The organism is Streptomyces pratensis (assembly GCF_037137275.1).
GTDB lineage: Bacteria > Actinomycetota > Actinomycetes > Streptomycetales > Streptomycetaceae > Streptomyces > Streptomyces pratensis_B.
Window position 1 is genome coordinate 116,737 of sequence record NZ_JBBBEN010000089.1, and the last position, 26,954, is coordinate 143,690.

Annotated in this window: 22 protein-coding genes; 8 read left to right on the forward strand and 14 right to left on the reverse strand. The window is 74.3% G+C overall.

The genetic code is table 11. The annotated features are described in order from the left end of the window. Positions 1-89: 89 nt before the first annotated feature. Positions 90-590, reverse strand: a complete 501-nt coding sequence (locus V9U70_RS15240; RefSeq protein ID WP_336675614.1) for a hypothetical protein — start codon at positions 588-590, stop codon at positions 90-92. 449 nt (positions 591-1,039) lie between these two features. Beyond that, the gene (locus V9U70_RS15245; RefSeq protein WP_336675615.1) at positions 1,040-2,563 is read right to left on the reverse strand and encodes an alpha/beta fold hydrolase; all 1,524 of its coding nucleotides are present in this window, start codon (positions 2,561-2,563) and stop codon (positions 1,040-1,042) included. Positions 2,564-2,735: 172 nt separating this feature from the next. On the opposite strand from V9U70_RS15245, the gene paaK reads away from it, so the two are divergent. Next, a complete protein-coding gene (paaK, locus tag V9U70_RS15250) occupies positions 2,736-4,031 on the forward strand; it encodes a phenylacetate--CoA ligase PaaK (protein WP_336675617.1) in 1,296 nt (431 codons plus the stop codon). Between the two features lie 34 nt (positions 4,032-4,065). On the opposite strand, the gene V9U70_RS15255 is transcribed toward paaK, so the two are convergent. After that, entirely contained in the window at positions 4,066-5,565 is a 1,500-nt protein-coding gene (locus V9U70_RS15255) for a fatty acyl-CoA synthetase (RefSeq protein ID WP_336675618.1), read from the reverse strand. 366 nt (positions 5,566-5,931) lie between these two features. Here V9U70_RS15255 and V9U70_RS15260 point away from each other — a divergent pair, with 366 nt between their 5' ends. Then, positions 5,932-7,878, forward strand: coding sequence for a serine hydrolase domain-containing protein (locus tag V9U70_RS15260; RefSeq protein WP_336675619.1), 1,947 nt, complete (start codon positions 5,932-5,934; stop codon positions 7,876-7,878). Positions 7,879-7,939: 61 nt separating this feature from the next. On the opposite strand, the gene V9U70_RS15265 is transcribed toward V9U70_RS15260, so the two are convergent. From V9U70_RS15265 to V9U70_RS15275, 3 genes are read right to left on the reverse strand one after another with little or no spacing between them, the layout of a single operon-like run. After that, positions 7,940-9,499 (reverse strand): phytoene desaturase family protein, encoded by a 1,560-nt coding sequence (locus tag V9U70_RS15265; protein ID WP_336675620.1) that lies wholly within the window; start codon positions 9,497-9,499, stop codon positions 7,940-7,942. Positions 9,500-9,549: 50 nt separating this feature from the next. Next, a complete protein-coding gene (locus V9U70_RS15270; RefSeq protein WP_336675621.1) occupies positions 9,550-11,799 on the reverse strand; it encodes a serine/threonine-protein kinase in 2,250 nt (749 codons plus the stop codon). A 31-nt stretch (positions 11,800-11,830) separates the two neighbouring features. Further along, positions 11,831-12,733 (reverse strand): oxygenase MpaB family protein, encoded by a 903-nt coding sequence (locus tag V9U70_RS15275; protein WP_336675622.1) that lies wholly within the window; start codon positions 12,731-12,733, stop codon positions 11,831-11,833. Between the two features lie 121 nt (positions 12,734-12,854). Here V9U70_RS15275 and V9U70_RS15280 point away from each other — a divergent pair, with 121 nt between their 5' ends. Further along, on the forward strand, positions 12,855-13,349 hold the full coding sequence (locus V9U70_RS15280) for a hypothetical protein (RefSeq protein ID WP_336675625.1): 495 nt from the start codon (positions 12,855-12,857) through the stop codon (positions 13,347-13,349). Between the two features lie 281 nt (positions 13,350-13,630). On the opposite strand, the gene V9U70_RS15285 is transcribed toward V9U70_RS15280, so the two are convergent. After that, positions 13,631-14,974, reverse strand: a complete 1,344-nt coding sequence (locus tag V9U70_RS15285) for an NAD(P)-binding protein (protein WP_336675627.1) — start codon at positions 14,972-14,974, stop codon at positions 13,631-13,633. Between the two features lie 237 nt (positions 14,975-15,211). Between V9U70_RS15285 and V9U70_RS15290 the strand changes: the two genes are divergently transcribed. Together V9U70_RS15290 and V9U70_RS15295 are read left to right on the forward strand one after the other, a co-directional pair. After that, positions 15,212-15,574 (forward strand): ArsR/SmtB family transcription factor, encoded by a 363-nt coding sequence (locus tag V9U70_RS15290; RefSeq protein ID WP_336675628.1) that lies wholly within the window; start codon positions 15,212-15,214, stop codon positions 15,572-15,574. Continuing rightward, a complete protein-coding gene (locus V9U70_RS15295) occupies positions 15,571-16,071 on the forward strand; it encodes a GNAT family N-acetyltransferase (protein ID WP_336675630.1) in 501 nt (166 codons plus the stop codon). The genes V9U70_RS15290 and V9U70_RS15295 overlap by 4 nt, the downstream gene beginning before the upstream one ends. A 252-nt stretch (positions 16,072-16,323) precedes the next feature. Here the strand turns inward: V9U70_RS15295 and V9U70_RS15300 are convergent, their stop codons facing one another. From V9U70_RS15300 to V9U70_RS15325, 6 genes are all read right to left on the reverse strand, one after another. After that, positions 16,324-17,643: a phytase gene (locus V9U70_RS15300; RefSeq protein WP_336675632.1), complete on the reverse strand. Its 1,320-nt coding sequence runs from the start codon at positions 17,641-17,643 to the stop codon at positions 16,324-16,326. Positions 17,644-17,857: 214 nt separating this feature from the next. Continuing rightward, positions 17,858-19,261 (reverse strand): serine/threonine-protein kinase, encoded by a 1,404-nt coding sequence (locus tag V9U70_RS15305; RefSeq protein WP_336675634.1) that lies wholly within the window; start codon positions 19,259-19,261, stop codon positions 17,858-17,860. A 26-nt stretch (positions 19,262-19,287) separates the two neighbouring features. Then, positions 19,288-20,097, reverse strand: coding sequence for a serine/threonine protein kinase (locus V9U70_RS15310; protein ID WP_336675636.1), 810 nt, complete (start codon positions 20,095-20,097; stop codon positions 19,288-19,290). Positions 20,098-20,633: 536 nt separating this feature from the next. Then, positions 20,634-20,834 (reverse strand): hypothetical protein, encoded by a 201-nt coding sequence (locus V9U70_RS15315; RefSeq protein ID WP_336675638.1) that lies wholly within the window; start codon positions 20,832-20,834, stop codon positions 20,634-20,636. Positions 20,835-21,153: 319 nt separating this feature from the next. Continuing rightward, on the reverse strand, positions 21,154-22,308 hold the full coding sequence (locus V9U70_RS15320) for a methyltransferase (protein WP_336675640.1): 1,155 nt from the start codon (positions 22,306-22,308) through the stop codon (positions 21,154-21,156). A gap of 139 nt (positions 22,309-22,447) precedes the next feature. Beyond that, positions 22,448-22,660 carry a hypothetical protein gene (locus tag V9U70_RS15325; protein WP_336675642.1) on the reverse strand — a complete coding sequence of 71 codons (213 nt, stop codon included), beginning with the start codon at positions 22,658-22,660 and terminating at the stop codon, positions 22,448-22,450. Between the two features lie 162 nt (positions 22,661-22,822). On the opposite strand from V9U70_RS15325, the gene V9U70_RS15330 reads away from it, so the two are divergent. The 3 genes from V9U70_RS15330 (at position 22,823) to V9U70_RS15340 (ending at position 25,905) form a co-directional block, all read left to right on the forward strand. Continuing rightward, on the forward strand, positions 22,823-23,374 hold the full coding sequence (locus tag V9U70_RS15330; RefSeq protein ID WP_336675644.1) for a GH25 family lysozyme: 552 nt from the start codon (positions 22,823-22,825) through the stop codon (positions 23,372-23,374). Positions 23,375-23,686: 312 nt separating this feature from the next. Continuing rightward, positions 23,687-24,502, forward strand: coding sequence for an endonuclease I family protein (locus tag V9U70_RS15335; protein WP_336675647.1), 816 nt, complete (start codon positions 23,687-23,689; stop codon positions 24,500-24,502). A gap of 290 nt (positions 24,503-24,792) precedes the next feature. Next, a complete protein-coding gene (locus V9U70_RS15340; protein ID WP_336675649.1) occupies positions 24,793-25,905 on the forward strand; it encodes a baeRF3 domain-containing protein in 1,113 nt (370 codons plus the stop codon). 89 nt (positions 25,906-25,994) lie between these two features. Here V9U70_RS15340 and V9U70_RS15345 read toward each other — a convergent pair whose 3' ends face one another. Further along, on the reverse strand, positions 25,995-26,954 hold the full coding sequence (locus tag V9U70_RS15345) for a D-2-hydroxyacid dehydrogenase family protein (protein WP_336675651.1): 960 nt from the start codon (positions 26,952-26,954) through the stop codon (positions 25,995-25,997).

Here is a 26,954-nt window from a genome sequence, read left to right on the forward strand (position 1 = left end):
CGCTCTCACGGCACACCGCGAAGGCCGACCGGGACCGGGCACGGAAAAGGCCGCCCGGCATATCCGGGCGGCCTGTGCGCAGGGACGTTTCAGCCCTGCTGGAACAGCTCCGCGGGCAGCGGCTTGAGCAGGGTGTACAGGTCGTCGGTGATCGGGCGGTCCCAGCTGGCGATGGTCACGAGGACGCCGTCGCTGCGGTCGAACTGGACGCAGGCGATGCGGCTCTCGGAGAGCTTCACCCGGTGGACGATCAACAGGTTGTCGCCCTGCATCACGGGTACGTCCTCGGTGCTGACGACCTCGATCGGCTCGTCGTTCTCCAGGGCGAGCAGCAGTTGCGCCACTTCGAAGGGGACCTGGCTCTCCTCGGTCTCGCGGGCGGGGGAGCCGGCCGGGAGGTTGCCGATGATCATGGCAGGGCCGCGGCCGCCGTACAGGTCGTAGCGGAGGAAGACGCCCTGACAGCTGCCGTCGGGGGCGGGGAGCAGGCCGGCGCCGAGGTTGCCGGGCCAGTCCCCCGGGTCCATGGCCAGGACGTCGAAGTCCGGGCCCGCGGGTGTGGCGGCGCTACGGCGGCGGAGGAAGGACATGCCGCCATGGTACGTGGCCCGGCTCACGTCGCGGAGCCCGGCCCGGCCTGAACGGGCCGGTGCGAACCCGCTTCCGGCGTCGGCCGCCGCCCGCCACGAGGCCTGCCCGCCGGGGCCGCCGGGGGCGGCCGGCGGCCCCGGGCACGGTCCCCCTCAGCCTGTCGGCGGCTCCGCCCCCGCCGGCCATTTGGCGAAGAATCGCGCCCCGTCGCCAGGGGAGGGGGCCGGCGCCCGGGCGACTCCCTCGAACGGGTCTTCGCCCGCGCCCGCGCTCCGTCCCCGCTCCCGGAGGGCCGCGCCCGTGGAGCGGAGCGTGCCGTACGGCCCCGGTGCGACGGACGGGCGGCACCGCGCCCGAGGGGCCGGCCGGAAGACCGCCGCCACACCGCAGGAGGCCCGCCGCTGTGGGCTGCGCCGTGCGGAGGCGCCCCCTCGCCCGTCGAGTGGGGTCACCGCAGGCCGAACGCGCGAAGCGCGGCGAGGAAGGCGTCCGGGCGGGTGGTGTGGAGCAGATGGCCGCCGTCGATGGTCACCAGCTCGGCGCCCGGTATGGCCGCGGCCATGGCCGCGATCTGGTCCTGGTCGATGTGGCTGCTCGGGCCGCCGCCGATCACGAGGGTGGGCGCCGTGATCCGGGTCAGCCGTTCCCGGGCCGCCGGGTCGGGGGCGTTGAGCTGGGCGTCGGTGTCCGGGACGACGGCCCAGTCGTAGGGCGGCTCGTCCTGCGGGCGGACGGCGGGCGGACGGGGCGGATCGAGCGGGACGGGGGGCGGGGCGTCCTCGATGACCAGCCGCCCGATGAGGCCCGGCTCGCGCTGGGCGAGGAGATAGGCGGCCACCCCGCCCATGGAGTGCCCGACGACGGTCGCGCCGGCCAGATTGCGGGCCTCCAGGAAGGCGTGGAGGTCGTCGCGGAACAGCTCGAAGGAGTAGCGGCCCGGCCAGTCGCTCAGTCCGTGGCCCCGGAAGTCGAGGGCGTACACGCGGTGGTCGGCGGCCAGGTCCCGCGCGATCCGTGCCCAGCCGGCGCCGGAGCCGGTCCGGCCGTGCAGCAGGACGACGGGCGGGGCCGAGGGGTCTCCCCACTCCCGGTACGCGAGCCGGACGCCGCCCGCCTGCACGCTGCGGACGTCCGGGGCCAGGAATGCCTCCACCGCACGGGAGAAGGCGCCCGGGTCGTCCAGCCACGGGAAGTGCCCCGCCCCCCGCTGGACCACGAACTCGGCGTGCGGGAAGAGCGCGGCCAGCTCCGCGGCGCGGTCGGGGCTCGGGTGGCCGTCGTACTCACCGGCGAGGACGAGCACCGGCACGGCCAGCTCGCGCAGGGCGGCGACGGTGGCGGCGGGGTCGTACACGCCGTCCTCGTCGTGGCGGTCGCGCGCCCGCTGGTTCGTCTGCTCCGCGGAAGCGGCGGCGTGCGCGCGGGCGGCGTCGTCCCAGCGGCCGTACGTGAGCGGCCTGACGGCGGGCCACAGCTCGGCGAACGGCCCTCCGGCCAGCAGGGCCTCCTGCGCGGCGCGCGCCTCGGGGTACCAGGGCTCGTCGCGCCGCAGCTCGGCGGCCTCGCGCAGATCACGCTCGGTCACCTCGATGCCCGCGGCCCGGGCTCCGGGCGTGATGAGGCTCAGGGAGCGCAGCCGCTCCGGATGCCGGGTGGCGTAGAGCTGGGCCAGGTTCGCGCCGGCGGAGTGCGCCAGCAGGTCGATCCGGTCCAGGCCGAGGTGCTCGCGCAGCGCCTCCACGTCGTCGACGAGCCGGTCGCAGCGGTAGGTCGCCGGGTCCTGGGGCACGGCGGAGTCGCCGCTTCCGCGCAGGTCGAGCAGGACCAGCCGGCGGTGGGCGGCGAGCCCCCCGAGGTCACCGAGGTAGAAGCTCGCCCGTACCGGCCCGCCGGGCAGGCAGATCAGCGGCTCGCCGTGCCCGAGCACGTGGTAGGCGAGCGGTGTGGAGTCGTACGCGGAGAAGGTCGGCATACCAGCCATCAGACCAGGAACGGGGGCTCGCCCGCACCCGACTTCGCCCCGGGCTGATCCGCCGCGAAACGTACGCCCCTCTTGCCCGCGCCCCCGGGCTCCTGACTTACTGCCCCCAGGCAAATCGACCGAATGATCGGTCGCCGGTGTCCCGGAGAGGGAGAGGGGTCTCATGACGGCCATGCTGGACGCGGCGGAACGGCTCGGCCAGGGCGAGCTCAAGGCTCTGCAACAGGAGCGGCTGAGGGCTACGCTGCACCACGCCTACGACAACGTGCCCTTCTACCGGAAGGCGTTCGACCGCGCGGGGGCACGGCCCGAGGACTGCCGTACGCTCGCCGATCTCGCACGCTTCCCGTTCACGGCCAAGGCGGACCTGCGGAGCAACTACCCCTTCGGGATGTTCGCCGTGCCGCGGACCGACGTGCGGCGCCTCCACGCCTCCAGCGGCACGACCGGCCGGCCGACCGTCGTCGGCTACACCGAGCGGGATCTGCGCACCTGGGCCGACGTGGTGGCCCGCTCGATCCGGGCGGCGGGCGGCCGCCCCGGCCACACGGTCCACGTGGCGTACGGGTACGGGTTGTTCACCGGGGGGCTGGGAGCGCATTACGGGGCGGAGCGGCTCGGCTGCACGGTCGTTCCGGCCTCCGGCGGCATGACGTCGCGCCAGGTGCGGCTCATCCAGGACTTCCGGCCCGAGATCATCATGATCACCCCCTCCTACATGCTGACGCTGCTGGACGAGTTCGAGCGGCAGGGCGTCGACCCGCGCTCGACGTCCCTGAAGACCGGGATCTTCGGCGCGGAGCCGTGGACCGAGGCGATGCGCCGGGAGATCGAGGACCGGTTCGCCATCGACGCGGTCGACATCTACGGGCTCTCCGAGGTGATGGGCCCCGGGGTGGCGCAGGAGTGCGTGGAGACGAAGGACGGGCTGCACATCTGGGAGGACCACTTCTATCCGGAGGTCGTGGACCCGCTCACCGGTGAGGTGCTGCCGGACGGCGAGGAGGGCGAGCTGGTGTTCACCTCGCTGACGAAGGAGGCGATGCCGGTGATCCGCTACCGCACCCGGGACCTGACGCGGCTGCTGCCGGGGACGGCCCGGCCCTTTCGCCGGATGGAGAAGGTGACCGGGCGCACCGACGACATGGTGATCCTGCGCGGGGTGAATCTCTTCCCCACGCAGATCGAGGAGATCGTGCTGCGTACCCCCGCCGTCGCCCCGCACTTCCAGCTGCGGCTGACCCGGCAGGGGCGGCTGGACGCGCTGACGGTGCGCGCGGAGGCACGGGCGGGTGCGACGGCGGGCGAGCGGGAGGCGGCGGCCCGGGCGATCGCGGCGGCGGTGAAGGACGGGGTCGGGGTGTCGGCCGGCGTCGAGATCGTGGACCCGGAGTCACTGGAGCGCTCGGTGGGCAAGATCCGGCGGATCGTGGATCTGCGGGAGCCCGGCACACCGTGACCCCCCGGTGCACGGCCGCGCCCCGGGCAGCGGCTCAGGCCAGCTCGTCCCGCAGCTGCCGCTTGAGGATCTTCCCGCTGGCGTTGCGCGGGAGTGCGTGGGCGAACACGATGCGCTTGGGCGCCTTGAAGGCGGGCAGTCGCTGCCGGGCGTGGGCGATGAGCTCGGTTTCGTCGGCCTCGCCGCGCAGCACGACGACGGCGGTGACGGCTTCGACCCAGCGCTCGTCCGGCAGTCCGATGACGGCGGCCTCGGCGACGGCGGGGTGGGTGTAGAGGGCGTCCTCGACCTGGCGGGAGGCGATGAGGACGCCGCCGGAGTTGATGACGTCCTTGACCCGGTCGACGACGGTGAGAAAGCCCTCGCCGTCCCGGACTGCCAGGTCTCCGGAGTGGAACCAGCCGTCGCGGAACGCCTCTGCCGTCTCCTCGGGCTTGTCCCAGTATCCGGAGCACAGTTGCGGTGACCGGTAGACGACCTCGCCCGGGGTCCCGTCGGGGACCTCCTGGCCGTCCTCGCCGACGACGCGTGCCTCCACGAAGAGGACCGGCCGGCCGCAGGACTCCATGCGGCCCTCGTGCTCGTCCGGCCCGAGGACGGTGGCCAGGGGGCCGATCTCGCTCTGTCCGAAGCAGTTGTGGAAGGCCAGCCGGGGCAGGCGTGCACGCAGCCGCTCCAGGACGGGTACGGGCATGACCGAGGCCCCGTAGAACGCCTTGCGCAGGCCCGTGAGGTCACGGGCGGCGAAGTCGGGGTGGTTGGCGAGGCCGATCCAGACGGTGGGCGGCGCGAACAGGCTGTCGGCCAGGCCCGCTTCGACGAGGTCGAAGATCCGGTCGGCGTCCGGGGCGTCCAGGATGACGTTCTCCGCGCCGACCGCCAGGTAGGGCAGCAGGAACACGTGCATCTGGGCGGAGTGGTAGAGCGGCAGGGAGTGCACGGGCCGGTCGTCGGCGGCCAGGCCGAGCGCGGTGATCGCGCTGACGTACTCGTGGACCAGGGCCCCGTGCGTCATCATCGCACCCTTGGGCAGGGCGGTGGTGCCGGAGGTGTACAGCAGTTGCACCAGGTCGGCGGAGCCGGGCGGGCGGCGGGCGGTGAACGTACGCCGGGTTGCGAGAGCGGCCAGCAGGGAGCCGGCCGCGTCGCGCAGGGGGCGCGCCGGGCGTCCGCCGGGGAGCCGCCCGGCCAGGTCCGGGTCGGTCAGGACGAGGGCGGAGCCGGACTGGTCCAGCAGATAGGACAGGTCGTCGCCGGTGAGGTTCTGATTGACCGGCACATGGACGAGCCCGGCACGCGCGCAGGCGAGGAAGGCGATCAGGTAGACGTCGGAGTTGTGCGCGTAGGCGGCCACCCGGTCGCCGGGGGCGAGGCCGTGCTCTTCGGTGAGGACGGCGGCGGCCGTGGAGACGGCGGCGTCCAGTGAGCGGTAGGTCCAGGAACGGTCGGCGTACCGCAGGGCGGTGCGTTCGGGCGTGCGCCGTGCGCTGCGGGCCAGGACGCCGTCGACTGTGCTGCTGCGTACACCTGTCATGCCGCGATCCTGCGTGGCCGGGACGCCGGGGTCAAGGTCCGCCGGAGCCGTCGTCCCCGGCGGTGGCCGCGTCACCTTCGGGGGCGGGGCGCGGCCGAGGGACGCGCCCCGAGTCCGGCTCCTGGCGCGGTTCCGTCGTTCCGGGCGGCAGGGCTCCGCAGCGCCCGGGCAGGCGGGCGGACGGTTCTGACGCGACGTCAGGTTATTGACGCGCCGGAGGGCGTACGGAAGGAGCGGGCTGACAGTAATCTCTGCGGCGGCAGGAGTTCTCCCTGCTCGGCGAGATGTCGGAAGGTGCTTTCGCACGGGCCTCGGCGGGCGGGCGCGGTCCGGTCGCCGGGCGCCCGGCGCGGGAAGGAGACGCGGATGACCGGGGATGGTTCGCAGGGCGCCGGGCGTGCGGCGAGCGGTCGGCACACCCACACGGCCCAGGGTGCGGCAGGGGGCGGTGGTCCGTCGCGGAGCACCGACGCGGCAGGGAGCGCGCCCTTGGCCCGGAGCGGCATCGGCAGGCGGACGCTGGGCGGCGGGATACTGGCACTGGGCGGCGCCCTCGCGCTGGCGCCGGTTCCGCGGGCCGGGGCAGCCGCCCGGGGGGCGGCGGGCGCGGCCGACACGGGAGCGGACATGGGATCAGAAGGCCGCCGGCCCATGCTGCGGCGCGGCAGCGCCGAGCGCGCCGGGCTGCTCCAGGGGCCGCTCGACCAGCTCGTACGGGAGGCCGAAGGCTACCTCGCCGACTCCCCCGACCACCCGTGGTACGCGGGCGCGGTGCTGCTCGCGGGGCGCGGCGGCACGGTGGCGCTGCACCGGGCCATCGGCAAGTCGGTGCGCTACGCCGCGTACGACGAGACGACGGACAGCGGGGTGGAGTTCCCTGCGGAACGGCAGATCGCCATGGCCGAGGACACCGTCTTCGACCTGGCCTCCGTCTCCAAGCTGTTCACCTCCTTGCTGGCGGTCCAGCAGATCGAGCGGGGAGCGCTGGGGCTGGAGGCGGCGGTGGCCTCGTACCTCCCCCAGTTCGCGGGCGGCGGCAAGCAGGACGTCACGGTGCGGCAGCTGCTGACCCACACCTCGGGGTTCCGGGCGTGGATTGCGCTCTACACGGAGCCGACCCGCGAGGGGAAGCTCCGCATGCTCTGGGAGGAGGTCCCGGTAAGCCCTCCGGGCACCGCCTACCGCTACTCCGACCTCAACCTGATCTCGCTGCAACTGCTGCTGGAGCACGTCACCGGCCGCCCCCTTGACGTCCTGCTCCACGACGAGATCACCGGTCCGCTCGGCATGCGCCGCACCCGCTACAACCCGCCCGCGTCCTGGAAGCCGAAGATCGCGGCGACCGAGGACGCCCGGCTCCCCTGGTCCGGGCTGGAGCGCGGACTCGTCTGGGGCGAGGTGCACGACGAGAACGCCTACAGCCTGGGCGGGGTGGCGGGTCACGCCGGGGTGTTCTCCTGCGCCTGGGACCTGGCGGTCCTCGCCCGGACCCTGCTCAACGGCGGGGTCTACGGCGATGCCCGCATCCTGTCGCAGGACGCCGTCGAGCTGCTCTTCACCGATGCCAACACCGCCTTCCCCGGGGACGAGCACGGCCTGGGCTTCGAGCTCTACCAGCACTGGTACATGGGCGCGATGGCCACGCCCCGCAGCGCGGGCCACACCGGTTTCACCGGCACCAGCCTGGTCCTCGACCCGTCGACGGACACCTTCCTGATCGTGCTCGGCAACTCCGTGCATCCGGTACGCAGTTGGCGCTCGGGCAGTGCGCCCCGGGTGGCGGCCGCCGACCAGCTGGCCCGAGCGGTCCCCGTCCGGCCGGAGCGAGGACGCGCGGCCTGGTTCTCCGGGATGGCGAGCGCGTCCACCGCCACCCTGACCCTGCCCGCCCTGCGTCTGCGCTCCGCGGGGGCCGGGCTGGACTGCGCGCTGTGGTGGGACATCGAACCGTCCGCCGACCATCTCGTCCTGGAGGCCTCAGAGGCGTCCTCCGCGGCCCCGGACTGGCAGCCCGTGCCGTTCACCACCGTGCGCGCGGGCGCCGGCCGCGGCCCGGGGCTACCTCATCCGGCGGGCTCGGTCTCCGGGTGGTCGGGGCGTGTCTGGCACCGGCTGGAGGCGGACCTCTCGTACTGGCGCGGCCGTTCCCTCCGGCTCCGGTGGCGCTACACCACCGACCGGCGGTACGTGGGACGCGGCGCCTACGTGGACGGGCTGCGGGTCAGGGACGGCGGCCGTACGGTCTTCGACGCGGAGCGGCCCCGCGACGCCGCACGGATCGAGGCGGCGGGCTGGGCCCGGTCGGCCGACTGAACCGCCCCGGCGGGCCGGGAGCCCCCGGGGCGCCCGGCGGCCAGGGCCGGGCGCCCTCACGTCACCGGCCCAGCGCGGCCATCGCCGCGTTGTGGCCGGGGACCCCGCTGACCCCGCCACCGCGCACCGCGCCCGCCCCACAGAGCAGGACGCCCTCGTGCTCGGTCTCCACGCCCCACCGCCCAGCGCCCTCCTGCGCGTACGGGAAGGAGAGGTCGCGGTGGAAGATGTGGCCGCCCGGCAGCCGCAGGTCGCGTTCGAGGTCGAGCGGGGTCCGGGCCTCGACGCAGGGAGCGCCGTTCTCGTCGCGTGCCAGGCAGTCGGCGACCGGCTCCTCCAGGTGGGCGTCCAGCTCGGCGAGGGTCGCCTTCAGCAGGGCGGCGCGGGCGGCGTCGTTGTCGGCGGCGAACAGCCGGGCCGGGGTGTGCAGGCCGAACAGGGTGAGGGTCTGGTAGCCGCGGGCGGCGAGCCCGGGGCCGAGGATCGAGGGGTCGGTCAGCGAGTGGCAGTAGATCTCGGACGGCGGAACGGCGGGCAGCCGTCCGGCCGACGCGTCCCGGTAGGCGTCGGCGAGCTGCTCGTATCCCTCGGCGATGTGGAACGTCCCGGCGAACGCCTGCCGCGGGTCGACCGAGCGGTCGCGGAGCCTCGGCAACCGGGTGAGCACCATGTTCACCTTGAGCTGCGCCCCTTCGGCGGGTGCGGGCGGCGTCTGGCCGAGCAGGGCCGCCAGGGCCTGGGGCGAGGCGTTGACCAGCACCCGGCGGGCGCCGACGACGTGTTCGGCGTCCGGTGTGCGGACCGTGACCTCGCAGCCGCCGCCGTCGGCCGCGATCCGGGTGGCTTCGTGCCGCACGCGGATCTCGGCGCCCGCCGCGCGGGCGGCCGCGGCGAGCGCGTCGGTGAGTGCGCCCATGCCGCCGACGGGGACGTCCCAGTCCCCCGTCCCGCCGCCGATCACGTGGTAGAGGAAGCAACGGTTCTGGAGCAGCGAGGGGTCGTGGGCGTCGGCGAACGTGCCGATCAGGGCGTCGGTGAGGACGACACCGCGCACGAGGTCGTCGGTGAAGCTCTCCTCGACGGCCACCCCGAGCGGCTCCTCGAACAGCCTCCGCCAGGCGTCGGCGTCGTCGATCCGCTCGCGCAGCGCGTCCCGTCCGGGGAGCGGCTCTGTGAGTGTGGGGAAGACCCGCTCCGCGACCCTGCGGGTCATGCCGTAGAAGCGCTGCCAGGCCGCGTACTCCCGCTCGCCGCCGGTGAGCGCGGCGAAGGACTCCCGGGTGCTCTGCCCCGCGACGAGCAGCCCGGTGGGGCACCCGCCGCGCACGGCCGGGGTGTAGGAGGAGACGTTCCGCTTGCGTACGGCGAAGGCGAGATCGAGGTCGCGGACGATCTTGTCCGGCAACAGGGAGACCAGATAGGAGTAGCGCGAGAGCCGGGCGTCGACTCCGGCGAAGGGGCGGGTCGAGACGGCCGCTCCCCCGGTGGCGCCGAGACGTTCCAGGACGAGGACGGACTGTCCGGCGCGGGCGAGGTAGGCGGCGGCGACCAGGCCGTTGTGGCCGCCGCCCACGATCACGGCGTCGTAGCGGCCCCGGGAGGGCGACTGGGGTACGGGCATGCGCCTTCGTAGCACACCGTCGACCGCCCCGGCCAGAGGTCCCGGACGGGTCAGGACGGCAGGGCCGCGTTGTGCGCGCGGTGGGCGGCGACGGCACGGTGCAGCTCGGCGGCCTCGTCGGACCGGCCGAGCCGCTCCAGGCAGTGCGCCTCGTCGTTGCGGGCGGCCAGGGTCTGCGGATGGCCGGGGCCCAGCACCCGGCTGCGCGCCGCGGCGACCTGCCGGTAGGCGACGAGCGCCTCGCCCCACCGGCCGAGCCAGCCGAGCCCGACGGCGATCTCGCGGCAGCTGATCACGGTGTCGGGGTGGTCGGGCCCCAGGGTGCGCGCCCGGATCGCGCACACCTCGCGCGCCTCCGCCAGCGCCTCCTCCCAGCGGCCCGTCCGCCCGAGGTTGACGCCGAGGCCGTGGCGGGCGCGGAGCGTCTCGGGGTCGAACGCCCCGCTGCTGCGGGTGCGGTCGGCGACCAGCGAGCGGTACAGCTCCAGGGCCTCCGCGTCGCGCCCGAGCCTGCCGAGGCTGATGCCGGCCTCGTAGCGGGCGGCGAAGGTGTCGGGGTGGTCGGCCCCCAGGGCGACGGCGCGGGCGCGCGCCACATCCTGGTAGGTCTCCAACGCCTCCGCCCAGCGGCCCAGCCGGCCCAGGGTGTACGCCACCTCGTAGCGGGTGGCGAGGGTGTCGGGATGCATGCGGCCGAGCAGCCGGGCCCGGCTCTCCGCGACCTCGTGGGCCACTCGCCAGGACTCCTCCGTGCGTCCGAGCCGGCTGAGGTTGAACGCCAGGTTGTGCCGGCACCGCAGGGTCTCGGGGTGGTCGGGGCCCATGGCGCGTCGGCGGGCGGCGAGGACACTCTCGTACGCCTGGTGGGCCTCGGCGTGCCGGCCGAGCTGGCCCAGGGTGTAGGCGGTCTCCTGACGTGCGGCGAGCGTCTGCGGGTGGTCGGCGCCCAGGGCGCGTTCGCGGCCTTCGGCGACCCGGACGAACTCGCGCAGGGCCTCGTCGGCCCGGCCCGTACGGCTGAGGGCGAAGCCGACCTCGTAGCGGCTGGCGAGGGTGTCGGGGTGGTCCGGGCCCAGGACGCTCTCGCGCTGGGCGGCGACCGCGCGGTGCACCTCGCCCGCCTCCTCCCAGCGGCCGAGGCGGCCGAGGTCGATGCCGGCGCTGTGACGGCCGGCGAGCGCGGCGAGGAGATCGGGTGCGGGCGGCCCGGTCGGCAGGGAGACGAAGGAGTCGGAGTGCGGGGCCGGGGAGGTGGCGGTCGCGGTGGTCCACCGGCCCGTCAGACCGGCGGCGGGGTCGTCTTGTTCCACGGCGTGCCGTACGGAGCCGGTCGCCCGGTGCCCGGCGGTCATGGAGCGGGTCCACAGGGGCAGCGCGGCCTCCCGCCGGGCCGGGAGCAGGCCCGGCCCGGCGTGCGGGAGCGCCGGCGGCCCGGGGACGGGCTGTTCGCCGGTGCGGCCGAGGACGATGCGGCGGCGCAGGTCGCCCGCGTCGGCGGGCCGCTCCTCCGGGGCCTTGGCGAGCAGGTCGAGGACGACGCGGTCGAAGAAGCCGGGCAGCTCGGCGCGGTGGGAGCGCGGCGGCGTCGGCTCGGTGTCGCGGTGTCCGACGAGTACGGCCCAGGCGTCCTCCTGGTCGAACGGCGGTACGCCGGTGGCGATCTCGTAGAGCACGCAGCCCAGCGAGTAGAGGTCGCTGCGGTGGTCGACCTCCTTGCCGCTGATCTGCTCGGGCGACATGTAGTGCGGGGTGCCCATGGCGAGGCCGGTGGTGGTGAGGCGGGAGGTCATGGAGATGTCGTGACCGAGGCGCGCTATGCCGAAGTCGCAGATCTTCACCGTCCCGTCGCTCAGCCGCATGATGTTGGCGGGTTTGAGGTCGCGGTGGACGACGCCCTGCCGGTGGGTGTAGCCGAGGGCGTCGGCGACCTGCTCCGCGATGTCCACGACGTGGTCGACGGGCAGCGGATGCTGGGCGTTCTCCTCCAGGAGCTGGCTCAGGTTGTGCCCGTCGAGCAGCTCCATGACGAGGTACAGCACGCCCTCGTGCTCGCCGAAGTCGTGGACGACGGTGACGCCCCGGTGCTGGAGGGAGGCGGCCACCCGGGCCTCGCGGCGGAAGCGTTCACGCAGGACGCGGGTGAACGCCCCGTCGTGCTGGGGGCCCAGGGGCTTGAGGCACTTCACGGCGACCTGGCGGCCGAGCGACTCGTCGCGGGCCCGCCACACCTCGCCCATGCCGCCGCGCCCGATCTGTTCGAGCAGCCGGTACCGGCTCTGGATCAGCCTGGTGTCCGCCATCTCCCGCTTCTCGCCCCCGTCGCTCCCGCTGCTACCGCTGCGCCCTCCCCGGCCCGTCCAGTATGGCTGCCTGTCCGGGGAGTCTGTACGCGGCGGGTCGGCTGCCGGGCCCCAGCCGGGCCGTCGCCCGCAGAATGTGGCGGGGCGGCAGCTGCCAGCGCAGCCGGGCCGGGACTGCGCGCAGGAGAGTTCCGGTGCACCGCAACCGCCGGTCGACGGTGGCGGCCGGCGGGGCGGGCCTGCCGTACAGCTCATGGGCGTACGGGGGCAGGGACTGGTAGGCGAGCGCCGCCACCCGCCGCCACAGCAGGGCGCGCGCCGGGAGGAGCAGGGGGTGCACCGGGGGGTCGCGGAGGAAGTCGTCGACGGCGACGGCCCCGGGCCCCGCGGCGAGCTGCGGGCGTACCCGTTCGAAGTAGGCGGCGAGTGAGGCGGTGGTGGCCGGGACCCGGGCCGGATCTAGGCCGACGAGGCGGGCGCCGGTGCGGTGTTCGTCGACGTACCGGTCGGCCTGGGCGTCGGTGAGGGGGTAACCGGAGCGTCGCTGGACCTGGAGGTAGGAGTCGACCTCGGCGCAGTGCACCCAGAGCAGCAGCTCCGGCTCGTCGATGCCGTAGGTCTCCCCGGTCCCCGGGTCGGTGGCTTTCAGGGCCCGGTGAATCCTGCGGACCCGGGCGCCGGCCTGTTCGGCCGCGTCGCTGGCGCCGTAGGTGATGGTGCCGACGAAGGAGGCCGTGCGCATCAGCCGGCCCCAGGCGTCGCGTCGGAAGTCGGAGTTCTGCAGGACGCCCCGCACGGCGCGCGGGTGGAGGGCCTGGAGGTAGAGGGCCCGGACGCCGGCGATCCACATCATCGGGTCGCCGTGCAGCTGCCAGGTGACCGACCGGGGGCCGAAGAGCCCGGGGTCGGGGCGGTCGGGAGAGGCGTCGTTCATCCGCGGGACCTCCGGCTCGACGGCGGTGCACGGGGCGGTGTGTGGGGACGCGTACGTGATCGGGAACAATGGTACGACGGCCAGGGGCGCTCGCGGCGGGGCGGCGCGAAGAAGGGGGATCATGCCCAGGTGGGGGTTGCTCGTGGAGCAGAATCTCGGCTACGGGGGCCAGCGCCGGGTGTGGTCGGCCGAAGTGCTGACCCATGTGGCCGGCACGCGCGAGGAGGCGCTGACAGCTCTGCGGAAGATCGCCGAGGGCTTCCGGCCGATCCACCCCAGCAGTCCCAAGCGCCGTCGGCTCTACCGGGAGCGGGACGGGTTCCTGCTGGTCCTGGACGGGGCCTGGCAGAGCTTCCACTGCCGGTTCACTGCGGTCGAGCAGCTCGCCGACAGCGCCGCCCCCGCGCCCGAGCCCGCTCCGGAACCGCAGGCGGCCCCGAAGCCCCCGCGACCGGTCGGGGAGGACCCGTCCGCTCCGGAGCCGCAGGCGGCCCCGAAGCCTCCGCCGCCGGCCCCCGAGCGCCCCGCACCGCGGCCGACGCCCGGGCCGGGGCCGGCATGGGACGCCGAAGTCCCGGAAGTCCCTTCGTGGTTCGGCCGCACGGATCTGGCCTGAGGTGTGCCGAGGCGGCGGATGCGCGCCCAGAGGCGGTGCGGGGCCGCGACCGGTCCCCCGTTCCGGTCGCGGCCCCGCGCGCGTGGTGGTCGGTCGTGGCCTCGGGCCTCAGCGGCGGCTCCTCGACGGTGAAGTCGGCGTAACCGTCGCGGCTCTTGGCCGGTCGCGCTCCGAACAGCACTGGGCAGAAGGCTGCGGACGCCGCCGGACCGGGGCCGCGCGGGGCGGGCCGGAGGCGGGGCCTCGTGTTCCTCCTGCTGGGGACAGCGGCCAGGCCCGGTTCAGCAGCAGCCGGGCGCGGGAAGGGCGTCGGCGGGTGCGGCCGCGCGGCCGGTGCCGGCGGCCGGAGCCCCGGAGGGCTGGTCGAAGAGGCCCGGGCCCCCGCAGACCCCCGTCTCGGGAAGAACCAGTTCGACCCGCTCGGCGGCCTCCCGGTCACCGGCGATCGCGGCGACGACCGAACGGACCTGTTCGTATCCGGTGAGGGCGAGGAAGGACGGGGCTCGGCCGTAGGACTTCATGCCGACCAGGTAGACGTCCGGCTCGGGGTGGGAGAGCTCTCCCGCGCCGTGCGGGTAGACCGTGCCGCAGGAGTGCTGGTTCGGGTCGATGAGCGGCGCCAGCGCGACGGGGGCCTGGAGCCGCTCGTCGAGACGCAGCCGCAGCTCGCCGAGGAACGACAGGTCGGGACGGAAGCCGGTGAGGACGATGACCTCGTCCACGGGGTCGAGCCGTCGGCCGTCGTCGGCGACCAGGACCAGCCGCTCGCCGTCGCGCTCGACGGCGGCCGCACAGAATCCGGTGACGGCGTCCGCGTGCCCGGCGTCGACCGCGGCCTTGGCGGCGAGGCCGAGGGCGCCGCGGGCCGGGAGCTGGTCGGCGGCGCCGCCCCCGAAGGCTGCCCCGGACAGGCCCCGGCGCAGGAGCCAGAACGCTTTCGTCGCCGGTTCGTCCCGGGCCAGGCCGGCGAGGGAGGCGAGGGCGGTGAAGGCGGAGGCGCCGGAGCCGATGACCGCGGTGCGCCTGTTCGCGTAACGCGACCGGACGGCGGGGTCCGAGAGGTCGGGGAGGCGGTAGGTGATCCGCTCGGCCGCCGCCCCCTCGCCGAGCGCGGGGAGACCGTCCCCGCCGGCGGGGCCCGGGGTGGACCAGGTGCCGGAGGCGTCGATCACGGCCCGCGCCGCGACGCGCTCCTCGCGCCCGTCCCCGTACCGGACGTGGACGGTGAAGGGCCGGCGCTCGCGGTCGGCGTCCACGGTACGGTCCCGGCCGGTGCGGGAGACGCCGGTGACCCGGGCGCCGAGGACGACCCTGTCGCCGAGGACGTCCGCGAGCGGCTGGAGGTAGTCCGCGGCCCAGTCCCCGCCGGTGGGGTACGCGGCCGCGTCGGGCTTCACCCACCCGGTCGGGGCCAGCAGCTTCTCGGCGACCGGGTCGACGACCTCTCCCCAGGCCGAGAAGAGCCGCACAGGGGACCACTCCAGCACGGCGGCGCCCGCGCGGGGGCCGGCCTCCAGGACCAGCGGCGTCAGTCCTCTGTCGAGGAGGTGGGCGGCGGCGGCCAGGCCGATGGGCCCGGCTCCGACGACCACGACGGGCAGCTGGTCGGTTGCGGTGACGTTCACGGTGATACCCCTCACCCGTTGGACGCTTGTCGATCTCTCTCCCTCCAGCATGCCCATTGATTCGATAGCCGTCAACATAGACAGAAGTCTAATCAAGGAAGTGCGGAGGTTCCGCGCGGTCGCGTGAATTCCGTCCCCGCCGGTCCGGTCGGTGTGCGACGACGGCCTCCCGCGCCGGACATCTCGGCGCGGCCATCGCCTCGGCAGCGCTGGTTCGACATGTGTCAACATAGGGCCATGTCGAATGCGGAGATGCTGCCGCTGCGGGAGCACGGGACCGAGGCCTGCTGCCCGCCGCTGAACGAGCGGCCGCTGACCGCGGAAGAGGCCGAGCGCGGCGCCGCCATGTTCAAGGCGCTCGGCGACCCGGTCCGGCTGCGGCTCTTCTCGGCCGTCGCCTCGCACGAGGGCCAAGAGGCCTGCGTCTGCGACATCTCCGATGTCGGCGTCTCCCAGCCGACCGTCTCGCACCACCTGAAGAAGCTCAAGGAGGCCGGGCTGCTCTCCTCGGAGCGGCGCGGGACCTGGGTGTACTACCGCGTCGAGCCCTCCGTCCTCGCCGCCATGGGCGCGCTCCTCACCGGGGCGGCCACCGCGTGAGCGCTCTCGCCGCCGTCGCTCCCCTGACCGCCGGGCACGCGGATCAGGTCCTCGCGATCTACCGGGCGGGCATCGACGAGGGCGACGCCACCTTCGAGACCACGGCTCCCACCTGGGCAGAGTTCGACGCCGCCCGGCTTCCCGAGCACCGTTTCGTCGCTCTCGACCCGGCCGGCGGGGTATCCGGCTGGGTCGCCGCGAGCCGGGTCTCGGGCCGGTGCGTCTACGCCGGGGTCGTCGAGCACTCGGTCTACGTCCGCCCCGAGGCCCGTGGGCGGGGGGTCGCCTCCGCCCTCCTCGCCGCGCTGATCGACTCCACCGAGGCGGCCGGGATCTGGACCATTCAGTCCGGCATCTTCCCCGAGAACACCGCGAGCCTCGCCGTCCACGAGCGCGCCGGGTTCCGCGTCATCGGCGTCCGCGAGCGCATCGGCCTCCATCACGGGCGCTGGCGCGACACCGTGCTGGTCGAGCGCCGCAGTCGGCGCATCGGCTGACAGTCCCGCTCGCACGGACCGGCACGCGCCCGGAGTGCGGAGGGACGCGCGCCGCCCTGGCAGGTGCGCGGCGTTCCGGCCCCCGGGTCGCACCCCCGGAGGCCGGGACGCCGGGGCGAACTCACCACGAGACGCGCACGCGCGCATCGGAAGCGACGCGGCACAGCGCCCGGTCCGGCTCCCCGGGCGGGTCGCCCGGTCCACGCGGCCGGCCGGCGCGCGGTGCGTTCGCCGGCCGGTCCCGCCCGGGGGTCAGCCGGCGTCGCGCGGGTCGAACGACTCGGTGTCGACCGTCAGCGGCTCGGGGAACGCGCCCGCCACGGCGTCCCACCGCGTGAACTTGAAGTTGGTGCTCTCCCGGTCGCCGTCCGCCGGGGTGGCCTCGCCGTCGTGGGTGATCAGCAGACCCTGCGGAAACGCGCTGCCCAGCGGGACGTTGACGACCGTGGAGCCGTCGGAGTGCTGGACCCCGTCGGTGGTCGGGCCGCCACCGACCGCGAAGGAGCCGAGGTAGGCGTTGCCGCCCTCCCGCTCGTACACGGCGAAGGTGTCGTCGCCCTGGCTGGAGGCGAGGACGTAGCCGGCCCCGTCGTCCCCGTGGTAGACCGTGACGCCTTCGGCGTCGGCGCTGAGGTGCTCACCGCCGAAGCCGGGGTCGTTCCCGGTGTCGAGCACGCACTCCTCGTCCGCGTCCTCGTCGTACGTCCACGGGGTGCCGTACTCCCGGACACGGTCGATCAACCGCGCGTCCTCGAACTCCTCGTCGTCGAGTTCGACGCGCCACAGGCCCACGGCCTCCTGGGCGGCGTAGAGGACCCCCTCTTCCAGGTCGACGGCCATGCCCTCGACCTGCGGAAGCTCACCGGGATCGCCGCACGGGGCCCACTTGGTCCCGTCGGGGAGCTTGAAGGCGGCGGGCAGGGCGAGCGTGTCCTCGGTCTCGTAGCCGACCTTGCCGTTCCGGTCCTTCAGTTCGAGCAGCCGCAGGCGGCTCTCCTCGCGCTGCGACACGACGACATAGGCGTCGTCGTCGTCGCTGAACGCGGCGAGACCGTAGGAGGTGCGCTGCTCGTCCACCTCTGCCTCACTGGACGCGAAGACCGGCTTGACGCCCGGTGCGGTGACGTCCCTCAGCGGCGGCCTCCCCGCTGCCACCGCGGCGGGGTCGATGGCGAAGGCGCGGACGCGGTCGCGGCCCCGGTCGCTCACCAGGGCCAGGTCGGTCTTCTTCCCGTCCAGTTCGAAGCCGTAGATCACGTCCACGTTGTTGAACCGGCCGGCGGAGGCGTCCTCGCCGGGGGCCTCGGGCGCGGCGACGTGCTGGAGCCGTCTGCCGTCGAGGCCGTAGACGTCGAGGCCCGCTTCCTTGAGGGTGCCGATGACGATGCTGCGGCCGGGGCGCTCGGGGTCGACCCAGACGGCGGGGTCGTCGGCGTCGGCGCTGCCGCCCGCCTCGTCGTCGTACACGGCGGGGGTCTCGACGTCCGCGGTGACGGACACGGGGCCGGGGGCGTGGGCTCCGGACACCATCATCAAGGTGGTGGCCAGGGCGGTCAGAGCGGAGACGCTCACGATACTCCTCAGTAGGGAACCGGACAGTCCGTAACCGTAGGAGCCCTGTGTGTGTACGACGGGGCGCGGTGGTGAACAACGGATGGCTCATCGGCTCTGCGTGTCCCCCGCCGTTCAGGCCTGGTTCAGCGCGGCCGGCGGTGAGGAGCGCGCTCCGCGGGCCTGGCCCGGCTCACGGTGGCGACGGCCTCCCGGCTCCAGGGGCGGCGGGCGGTCAGCGCGCGGGCACCGAAGGAGGGCAACGCGGGAGCGGGGGGCGGTCCTTCGTGCGCACGGCGGGCAGCCAGGCGGTGGGGCGCGCGGAACCGTGCGGGAGGTGGACCCGGTACCAGCGGGCGGAGCGCAGGTCCTCCTCGTCGACGATGGGCAGCCCGTCGGGGAGCTGACAGTCGGCGGTGAGCAGGTCTCCGTGCCACACCCGGGTCGATACGACGTTCTCGGCGGTGTACGGGAGCAGGGGGTCGACCGCCAGGCCCAGACTGCACCGGAGCTCCCGTCCGGCCCGGGCCCGGCAGTCCTGTTCGGCGTTGAAGACCCGGACCGTGCCGACTGCCGCGCCCTCACGGGCCGTCGGCGCGTGGAGTATCTCCCGTGCCGTGTCGGACGACAGCGTCGCGCCGGCGGCCCCGCAGAGCGCGGCGGCCAGGACGGCGGCCCGGGCCCCGTTCCGCCGCCGCCCCGCCGCCGTCCCGCGCGGGCCCTCCCGGGCGGCGATGCGGGCGAGCAGGCTCTCGGCCGTGTGCGGGGCGCGGGCGGCGTGGGTCGGGGCGAGGCAGTCGGCGGCGAGCAGGCGCCAGAACGGGGGCACCGCGTGGTCCATGCGGAGCGGTGCGCGCCCCTGGCCGTACTCCTGCACGGCGGCGCCCCGGGCGACGGGGGTGGCGCCGGAGAACGGAGAGGCGCCGGCGGCGAACACTTCGTGGATGACGATGCCGAGGGCCCAGATGTCGGCGCTCGGCCGGATCTCCACACCCCGCTCCCCGAGGGGGGCTCTCCAGCGTTCGGGCGGGAGGTAGTCCAGGGTGCCCATGGGGGGCGCGTACCCGTGGGTGCCTGCGGTGGTCTCGGCGGCGAGTCCGAAGTCGGAGAGCTTCACCGAGCCGTCCCGGCCGATGAGCACGTTCTCGGGCTTGAGATCGGCGTGCACCCAACCGGTGCGGTGGAGGTGGGCGAGCCCCTCGCAGATGCCCGCGATCAGCCGCCCGCCCTCGGCCTTGGGCACGCCGGCGTCGAGCAGTTCCCGCAGGCTGCACCTGGCTCGCTCCATGACGAGCACGATCGCGCCGTCCAGGGACGGCCGGTCGGGGGCGGAGAGGACGAAGGAATCCAGGAGGCGGATCAGCCGGGGGTGGCCGGCCCTGCGGCCGAGTTCGACCTCGCGGCGCGCGGATTCCACGATTCCGCGCGCTTGACGCGGGGCGAGATGGGCGGTCGGCATGACCTTGAGAGCGACGTCGGGGCGCTCCGGAGCTCCGGCCCCGCCCGCTTGGCCGCAGGCCCGGCCGGCCGGGCGGGCCGCGTAGACCGTGGACCAGCCTCCCGCTCCGATCAGCTCGGTCACCGCCCACGGCCCCGCGCGAAACCCTCGCGGAAGGCGGTCGGCGGGGCCGTCGCCCATGCTGTCTCCCGGTCCGTGCACCGGCGTCACCGTGCCGTCTGCCGCTCCCGCCCGCTCCCCCCGTCCCGGGGCGGCAGCAGCGCGAGGTGCTCCTCCCGGACGAGCCCGAAGCGCAGCGCGAGCCCGACGACTTCCTCCCGCTTGCCGGTGCGGCGATCGCCCTTGCCGGGTCCGTGCGCGTCCGGCCCCAGGATGCGCAGCTTCTCCTCGGCGAGGTAGTCGATGTGCGAGCTGACCGCCCGCGCGGTCAGGGCGCCGCAGGCCGCGTGGCCCCTGAGCCGCTCGACGATCTGCGGCGTGGTGGGGACCGCCACCCGCGACTGGTCGCGCAGCCTCGGTTCGCAGAGGGCGACGAGGACCAGGAAGTAGATGGCGGTCTCGTCCAGGGAGTACGCCGTGACGGTGCGGCTCCCCCACGGCCCGCCCACGGCTTCCGGGTCCAGGTAGACGTGGTCGGGGGCGAACACCTGGAAGGAGACGGTGACGTCCCGGCGGGTGGGCAGCACCACCCGGGCGAACTCGAACGGGACGGGCGCTCCGACGCGCCGCGGCGGCACCCGCAGATACTCCCCCGCCCCTTCCGGGTTCTCCACGAGATAGCTGTGCGCGGTGCTGTGGTTGGTGAGCTGCCAGTGGTCGTCGGTCACGCGGATCTCCCCGGCCAGCCGGGAGATCGCCGCGTCGGCGAGGTGGAGTTCGACCGGGACCGCCAAGGAGCCGCGCCCGAAGCGGGCGACCTCGCCGGGGCCGAGCCGTAGGGTCACCGCCTCGGCGCACCGCTCGCCCCCTTCGGCGCCACCGCTGCCCTGTGGCAGATGGACGACTACGCCGCTCACCGCACCCCCCGTTTCGAGTCCCGGTCATCGGACGACGGAACGATACCCACGCACCCGGGGGGCGCACCGGCGCACTTCGGCCAAGGTGGCCGAGAACGGTCGCAGCTGCGGGCGAAGACGTTTCCGCCCCCGGTCACCCACCGCTTCGGGGAGCCCGGCCGGCTTCGTCCGGGGGCTCGGTCAACGCATCGGCGCCGTGGGGCGGGCCGTCTCGCACTTCCCTCCGGGACGCCCCTTTTGCGTCGGTTTTCCCGTCCCTGGGGAGGCGCGGACGGAGGTCACGGACCCGTACGGGCGACGAGAGCGGGCCGGACGGCCGCCGCTCCCTGCCGGCGGCCCTGAGCGTCGGCCAAGGGTTCCGCCCACCCGAGGCAAGGTGGGAAAGGTCACTGCCCCTCAGCGGGGTCGCGATCCGGTCGGACGCGTCCCCGGCCCGCCCGGCGCCTCGTTTCCCCACTCGCCCCGCCCCGGCCGTGCACCCCTCCCGGCCGGGGTGGGGGCCGTGGGCGAGAACGGGGAATCAGCGCCCAGTCGATTCAGCGCGGGACGCCGGTGTCGTCGAACCGGCCCTCGTCGGCCCCTGTCCGCCACGTGCGGAAGGTACGGGTCGAGCTGACGCCGAAGACCTCCGTCCGGGCGTCGGCGTTCGGAGTGGTGGCGACCTCCAGGCGGCCACCGAACGCGGCGCTGCCCTCGGCCGCCGCCGGAGCAGGCGCGCAGGTCCACGACGCCACCATGCTGACAGCCCTGGAACAGCACGATGCGATCGTCACGGTGAGAACAGGCTGCGGCGACATTCTTCGCGCCCGAGCCGTCGAAGCCGACGGCGGCCCCTCCAGCGTCTCCCGGTATGTGGGAGCGCGGTGCGTACAGCGCGACCTCGCTCGCCCCTACAGGACGGGGGCCGTCCCGTCCGGCTCCGCCGCCCCGGCTCCTCGCTCGCCGCGGCCGCGCCCCGTTCGTCGGCCACGCCACCGCCCTCGCGACCACTGGTCGCGAGCAGGCGTCTTCCCCGCCTGCGCTCAGCGGGAGGGACGGCGGCGTGCGGTCTCCCCGTCAGCGCTTGACGGCGCGCAGGACCACGAACTTCGGGTCACCCGCGATCGTGGTGCAGTTCCCGAAGATCCGGCGCAGGTGCACGTGGTAGGAGAGGTGCCGGTTCCCCACGACCCAGAGCTCACCGCCCTGCCGCAGCGCGGTGCGCGCCCCGGCGAACATCGTGCGGGCGGTCGCGTCGGTGGTGGCGATGTGCGAGTGGAACGGCGGGTTGTTCAGCACCAGGTCCACACTGCCCGGGGCGACGTCGCCGAGCCCGTCGCCGACCAGGAAGTCGGCCTTGGCGCCGTCCGGGGCGCCCGCACGGAAGGTCTCCTCAGCGGAGGCGACGGCTCCGTAGGACTCGTCGACGAAGGTGAGGTGTGCTTCGGGGTTGGCGATGGCGGCGGAGAGGCCGAGGACGCCGTTGCCGCAGCCCAGGTCGACGACGCGCTCGGGTCCGCTGCGGGCGGGCAGGTGGTTCAGGAAGAAACGGGTGCCGAGGTCGAGACGCTCGGCGCAGAAGATCCCGGCGTGGTTGACGGCGGTCCGGCCGGAGACCGGGCCCACGTCGGCGGGCAGCTCGTAGCGGTACGGCCAGGGGCTCGGCGTGCGCGGCAGCTCGGGGTCCGGCGTGCAGAAGATGAGCCGCGCCTTGCGCACCGCCAGAGAGGTGCGGGTCGGCCCGATGATCCGCTCGAAGAGCTTGAGCGTGGAGGTGTGGATCTCCTTGACCATGCCGGCGCCGATGATCACGGTGCCGGCGTGGACGGCGGGCGCGATCCGGCGGAGCTGGTCCTCGAGGAAGGCCAGCGACTTGGGCACCCGGATCAGGAGCACGTCGACGCGGTCCGGCGGGTCCTCGCGCGAGGACAGCAGGCGCGCCGCCTCCTGGTCGAGGCCGTTGCGCGCGAGGTTGGCCAGGGTGGCGCGACGGGCCAGATAGGAGTCGCTGATCTGGACGGGCCGATGAGCGGCCAGCGCCGTGGCCAGTGCCCCCCACCGGTCCCCGATGACGGCGACCGCGCCCGAGAGGTCGACGGGCCCCGTCTCGGGGTCTGTCAGCTGCCGGAGCAGGTATTCGTCGGCGGCGTCCCACGCCCGGAAGGGATCGCGCGGGTGCTCGGGGAATCGGGCGAGATCGAAGGCGCCCTGGGAGGTCGTCAAGCGGTTCATATAACACTCAGGCTAACGGAGGGAACCGAAGGCGCCCCACGCGCTCCCCGGTCCCCGCCGCATCCGGCTCCGCTCACGGTCGGTGTACGCGGGCCGGGCCGATCCGCGCCCGGCCCGCGTACACCGGTCGGCGGCCCCGTCAGGGCAGCTGCTTGTCGATGGCCGTGCGGCCCTCCTCGGCCAGCTTGCGCCGCGCCCATTCCAGTGTTCGCGGGGTGACGTCCCGCCCGGAGGCGAGTACGAGGTCCTCCGCGCTCGGCCGGTCGCTCGCCCCGGTGTGCAGCAGCCGGTCGGGGGTGATCCCTTGCGGCTCGGTCCTGGCAGCCGACAGGATTTCGGGTTCTTCGCTCATACCGCCTCCTCGTCGTTGCCGCCATTCTCGCGCCGCGGTGACCCGCCCGCATCCGAGGGGCCCGGTCGCGGTGGGCCACCCGTACGGGTGAATCCTTCCTTGACCGCGGGGGAACGCGGGCAGGAATCGGGGTGTCGTTCCCTTCCTTCCGAGGCGGTGCCCATGCTCCACGGCGTCGACGTCAGCGCCTATCAGCCCTCCTACGACACGGACGGTCTCGACTTCGTCCTCATCAAGGCCACCGAAGGCCGCACCTATGTCAACCCGCGCCTCGACGCCCAGGTTAAACGGGCGCGGGACGCCGAGTGCGTCGTCGGCTTCTATCACTTCCTGTGGCCGGGGGACGTGGCGGACCAGGTCGCGTACTTCCTGGAGAAGGCTCCGGCGAAGGCGGGCGACCTGCTCGCCGTCGACTGGGAGCAGACCGGCGCGCAGACGCGCGCGAGCAGTGCGGAGAAGGACCGCTTCCTGCGGGAGGTGAAGCGGAAGCGGCCCGGTCACCGGGTCCTGCTGTACTGCAACCGGCAGTTCTGGCGCGGCCACGACACCAGCGGTTACGCGGGCGACGGGCTGTGGATCGCCGACTACGTCTCCGCGGGCGCGCCCCGCATCGAGGCGTCCTGGCGCATCCACCAGTACACCGACGACCCCCTCGACCGGAACGTCGCCGACTTCGCCTCCCTGCGGGCGCTGCGGGACTGGGCTGCCGGGTAGACCCGGCAGGGGGCCCCGGCCGCACGGCCCTGAGGGACCCGCCGTACGCCGAGGCGCACGGGGCCGCGCCCCGGCACGGGAGCGGCCCGCGCGCCTCGCCCCTCACGCGCGTCAGCCACCAGGGGCCCGCGCGGGCTCCGGGAACACGAACTCCCCGAGCCGCTACTTGACCTGCACATGATAGATGCGCCGCGTTCACACCTGCGGCACGGCGCGTGTGGGACGCTCCCGGCTGACCACTACCGCACGGCTGCCGCGACGCCCCGCCCCGGGCCCCGTCGCGGGGCCCGCGCTCCGGAGAGGACACTCCCCATGTCCCGTCGTCACTCGTTCTACGCGCGTCCGGTGCTGGCCGCCGCGGCCGCCGTCACCGTGCTGGCCGGCACCGCGGCCGCCGCCCCCGCCGACGGCGCTCCCGACCGGCACACCGCAACCGCCGCCCTGGACGCCACCTACTACCAGAGCGCCGTCGGCAAGACCGGGGCCGGGCTCAAGGCCGCCCTGCACACGATCATCAGCGAGCAGACCACGCTCTCCTACAGGCAGGTCTGGGACGCCCTCAAGGCCACCGACGAGGACCCCGCCAACTCCTCCAACGTCATCCTCCTCTACACCGGGCGCTCGCAGTCCAAGAACGACAACGGCGGCGACGCGGACGAGTGGAACCGGGAGCACGTCTGGGCCAAGTCCCACGGCGACTTCGGCACCGCGCCGGGGCCGGGCACCGACGTCCACCATCTGCGGCCCACGTCCGTCACGGTCAACTCCGCCCGCGGCAACAAGGACTTCGACCACGGTGGCGGCCAACTGGGCCAGGCGCCCGGCAACTACACCGACCACGACTCGTTCGAACCGCGAGACGCCGTCAAGGGGGACGTCGCCCGCATGGTCCTCTATATGGCGGTGCGTTACGAGGGGAACGACTCCTTCGCCGACCTCGAGCCCAACGACCGGGTGGGCAACGGGTCCGCACCGAAGATGGGCAGGCTGTCCGTCCTGAAGCAGTGGAGCCGGCAGGACCCGCCGGACACGTTCGAGAAGCGCCGCAATGACGTCATATTCGAACGGTTCCAGCACAACCGGAACCCGTTCGTCGACCACCCCGAGTGGGTCGAGGCCATCTGGTAGGCCGACCCTCGACCAGGGCCCGGTCCGCCGCCCGTCCGCGGCGAGCCGGGCGAGGCCGCTGAACGCCGTCGGCAGGTCCGCCGGGCCCCGCCAGGGCCCGGGCCGGTCGGCCGACCCCCTCGCAGAAGGCGGACACCGAAGGGAGGACGGGTGCCGACAGCCCGCACACGCGCCGCCGTCACGGCTCACTCCTCGGTGTTCAATTCGCCCGCATAAGAATAGAAAGGTATGAATTGGCAGGTTGAAGCAGCCGCTTCCCCGGAAGCGGGATCGAGCCCCGGGAGGGAACGATGGACACGGACGCCCTGACCGCCGACCTCTTGCGTGAGTTGCGGACGCCCCGGGCCTATCCGGCCCTCTCCCTGACGATGCCGACCCATCGCACGGCCCCGGACAACGCGCAGGACCCGGTCCGCCTGCGCAATCTGGTGGCCGAGGCCGGCCACCGGCTCGACGCGGACCCGCGGGTGGACCACGAGACGCGTGCCGCTCTCCGGGCCCAGCTGGCGCGGGCGGCGGGCGAGGTCGATGCGCGCAGGGCACTGGACTCGCTGGTCGTCCTGGTCACCGCGGACGAGTACTGGATCTGGCAGCTTCCGCGCACCGCGCCCGAGCGGGTAGTGCTCAGCGACAGCTATCTGACCCGCAACCTCGTCGCGGCCAAGGCCCAGACGCGCCCGTTCCGCGTGCTCACGCTGGCCGCCGACCACGCCACCCTGTGGACCGGCACGTGCGACGGCCTCCGGCCCGAGGAGACGGGCGGCTTCCCGCTGACCGCACCCGAGGAACCGCCGAACCCGCAGCGCGAGGAACGGGTCGGCGACACCCCGAGCACGTACACCGACGAGGAGACGCGGAACTTCTTCCGCACGGTCGACGAGAAGCTGCGGGCGGTGCTCGCCGCTGACCCGCGGCCGCTGTATCTGATGGGCCTGCCCCCGGCGCTCGCCCTGCTGGACGAGGTCGGCGGCGCCTCCGCCGCCGTCGGCCGGACAGCCAAGGGCGCACCGGCAGACCTGCCGGCCTCCGAGGTGCTCAAGGAGCTGCGGCCCGCCCTCGCGGAGGGCAGGCGGCGGGCGGCGGCCGAGGTCGGGGACCGCCTCGACCGGGCCCGCGGCGCCCGCGCCTTCGCGGGCGGCCTCGACGAGGTGTGGGCCGCCGTCCGGGAGGGCCGGGCGGGCCTGGTCGCCGTCGAGGAGCACTTCCAGACGACGGTCCGGGTGACCGACGGGCATCTGGAGCCGGTCACGGAGGAGAGTGAGCGCGGCGCGGACGGCCGGGTCCGCGAGGACATCGTCGACGAACTGGTGGAGTCGGCGCTGGACAGCGGCGCCGACGTGGTGTTCGTCGAGGACGACTCACTGGCGGACCACTCCCGGATCGCGGCGGCGCTGCGCTTCTGACCCCCCGGGCCCTCCTCCTTCGGGCCCGGCCCCGGCGCAGCGCCGCCCCGCCGGCCCCGAGTGCGCCCTCCCGAGTCCGGTCCGCTTCCTCAGCCGAGGCGGCGGACCGGCCGCCCGTCGAGGAACGCCCGGATGTCCTCCACGGCCTGGCCGTAGTACAGCTCGTAGCTCGACCGTGAGACGTAGCCCAGGTGCGGGGTGGCCAGCAGGCGCGGGGCGGTGCGCATCGGGTGGTCGGCCGGGAGGGGCTCGGTGTCGAACACGTCCACCCCTGCCCCGGCGATGGAGCCGGCGTGGAGGGCGGCGAGCAGGGCGTCCTGATCGACGACGGCGGCCCGGGAGGTGTTGATCAGGTAGGCCGTGGGGCGCATCAGGGCGAGCTCGGTCGCGCCGACGAGCCCCCGGGTCCGCTCGCTCAGGGCCACGTGGACGGAGACGAAGTCGCTGGTGGCGAGCAACTCCTCCTTGGAGGCGGCGCGCGTGGCCCCGACCTCCCGCGCCCTTTCCTCCGTGAGGTTCTGGCTCCACCCCCGGACGTCCATGCCGAAGGCCAGGCCCACCTGCGCCATCCGGCCGCCGATCTTGCCCAGCCCCAGCAGGCCGAGCCGCCGGCCGTGCAGGTCGGCCCCCAGCGTGGACTGCCAGGGGCCGCCCGTGCGGATCGCCTCGCTCTCGGTGACGATTCCGCGTGCCAGGCCCAGGAGCAGCGCCCAGGTGAGTTCGAGGGGGGCGGTGGAGGAGCTGGCGGTGCCGCAGACGACGACGCCGTGGCGTTCGGCGGCGGCGTAGTCGATGACGGTGTTGCGCATGCCGGAGGCGACCAGCAGCCGGAGCCGGGGCAGCCGGGCGAACAGCTCCGCCGGGAACGGGACCCGTTCGCGCAGGGTGACCACGATGTCGAAGTCCGCGAGGGCGGCGGCCCGTTCGTCCTCGGTGGCGAGGTGCTCTGTGAACGTCACGACCTCCACGTCGGCGGCGACCGGAGACCAGTCGACGACGGTGGTCGCCACGGACTGGAAGTCTTCTATCACGGCACAGCGCAGCTTCAT

Coding starts and splice junctions, on each gene's coding strand:
- V9U70_RS15315 (WP_336675638.1), bottom strand. CDS start 20,834: ATGGTGGCGTCGTGGACCTGCGCGCCTGCTCCGGCGGCGGCCGAGGGC.
- V9U70_RS15275 (WP_336675622.1), bottom strand. CDS start 12,733: ATGAACGACGCCTCTCCCGACCGCCCCGACCCCGGGCTCTTCGGCCCC.
- V9U70_RS15330 (WP_336675644.1), top strand. CDS start 22,823: ATGCTCCACGGCGTCGACGTCAGCGCCTATCAGCCCTCCTACGACACG.
- V9U70_RS15245 (WP_336675615.1), bottom strand. CDS start 2,563: ATGCCGACCTTCTCCGCGTACGACTCCACACCGCTCGCCTACCACGTG.
- V9U70_RS15265 (WP_336675620.1), bottom strand. CDS start 9,499: ATGCCCGTACCCCAGTCGCCCTCCCGGGGCCGCTACGACGCCGTGATC.
- V9U70_RS15280 (WP_336675625.1), top strand. CDS start 12,855: ATGCCCAGGTGGGGGTTGCTCGTGGAGCAGAATCTCGGCTACGGGGGC.
- V9U70_RS15305 (WP_336675634.1), bottom strand. CDS start 19,261: ATGGGCGACGGCCCCGCCGACCGCCTTCCGCGAGGGTTTCGCGCGGGG.
- V9U70_RS15255 (WP_336675618.1), bottom strand. CDS start 5,565: ATGACAGGTGTACGCAGCAGCACAGTCGACGGCGTCCTGGCCCGCAGC.
- V9U70_RS15270 (WP_336675621.1), bottom strand. CDS start 11,799: ATGGCGGACACCAGGCTGATCCAGAGCCGGTACCGGCTGCTCGAACAG.
- V9U70_RS15240 (WP_336675614.1), bottom strand. CDS start 590: ATGTCCTTCCTCCGCCGCCGTAGCGCCGCCACACCCGCGGGCCCGGAC.
- V9U70_RS15340 (WP_336675649.1), top strand. CDS start 24,793: ATGGACACGGACGCCCTGACCGCCGACCTCTTGCGTGAGTTGCGGACG.
- V9U70_RS15335 (WP_336675647.1), top strand. CDS start 23,687: ATGTCCCGTCGTCACTCGTTCTACGCGCGTCCGGTGCTGGCCGCCGCG.
- V9U70_RS15325 (WP_336675642.1), bottom strand. CDS start 22,660: ATGAGCGAAGAACCCGAAATCCTGTCGGCTGCCAGGACCGAGCCGCAA.
- paaK (WP_336675617.1), top strand. CDS start 2,736: ATGACGGCCATGCTGGACGCGGCGGAACGGCTCGGCCAGGGCGAGCTC.
- V9U70_RS15345 (WP_336675651.1), bottom strand. CDS start 26,954: ATGAAGCTGCGCTGTGCCGTGATAGAAGACTTCCAGTCCGTGGCGACC.
- V9U70_RS15260 (WP_336675619.1), top strand. CDS start 5,932: ATGACCGGGGATGGTTCGCAGGGCGCCGGGCGTGCGGCGAGCGGTCGG.
- V9U70_RS15290 (WP_336675628.1), top strand. CDS start 15,212: ATGTCGAATGCGGAGATGCTGCCGCTGCGGGAGCACGGGACCGAGGCC.
- V9U70_RS15320 (WP_336675640.1), bottom strand. CDS start 22,308: ATGAACCGCTTGACGACCTCCCAGGGCGCCTTCGATCTCGCCCGATTC.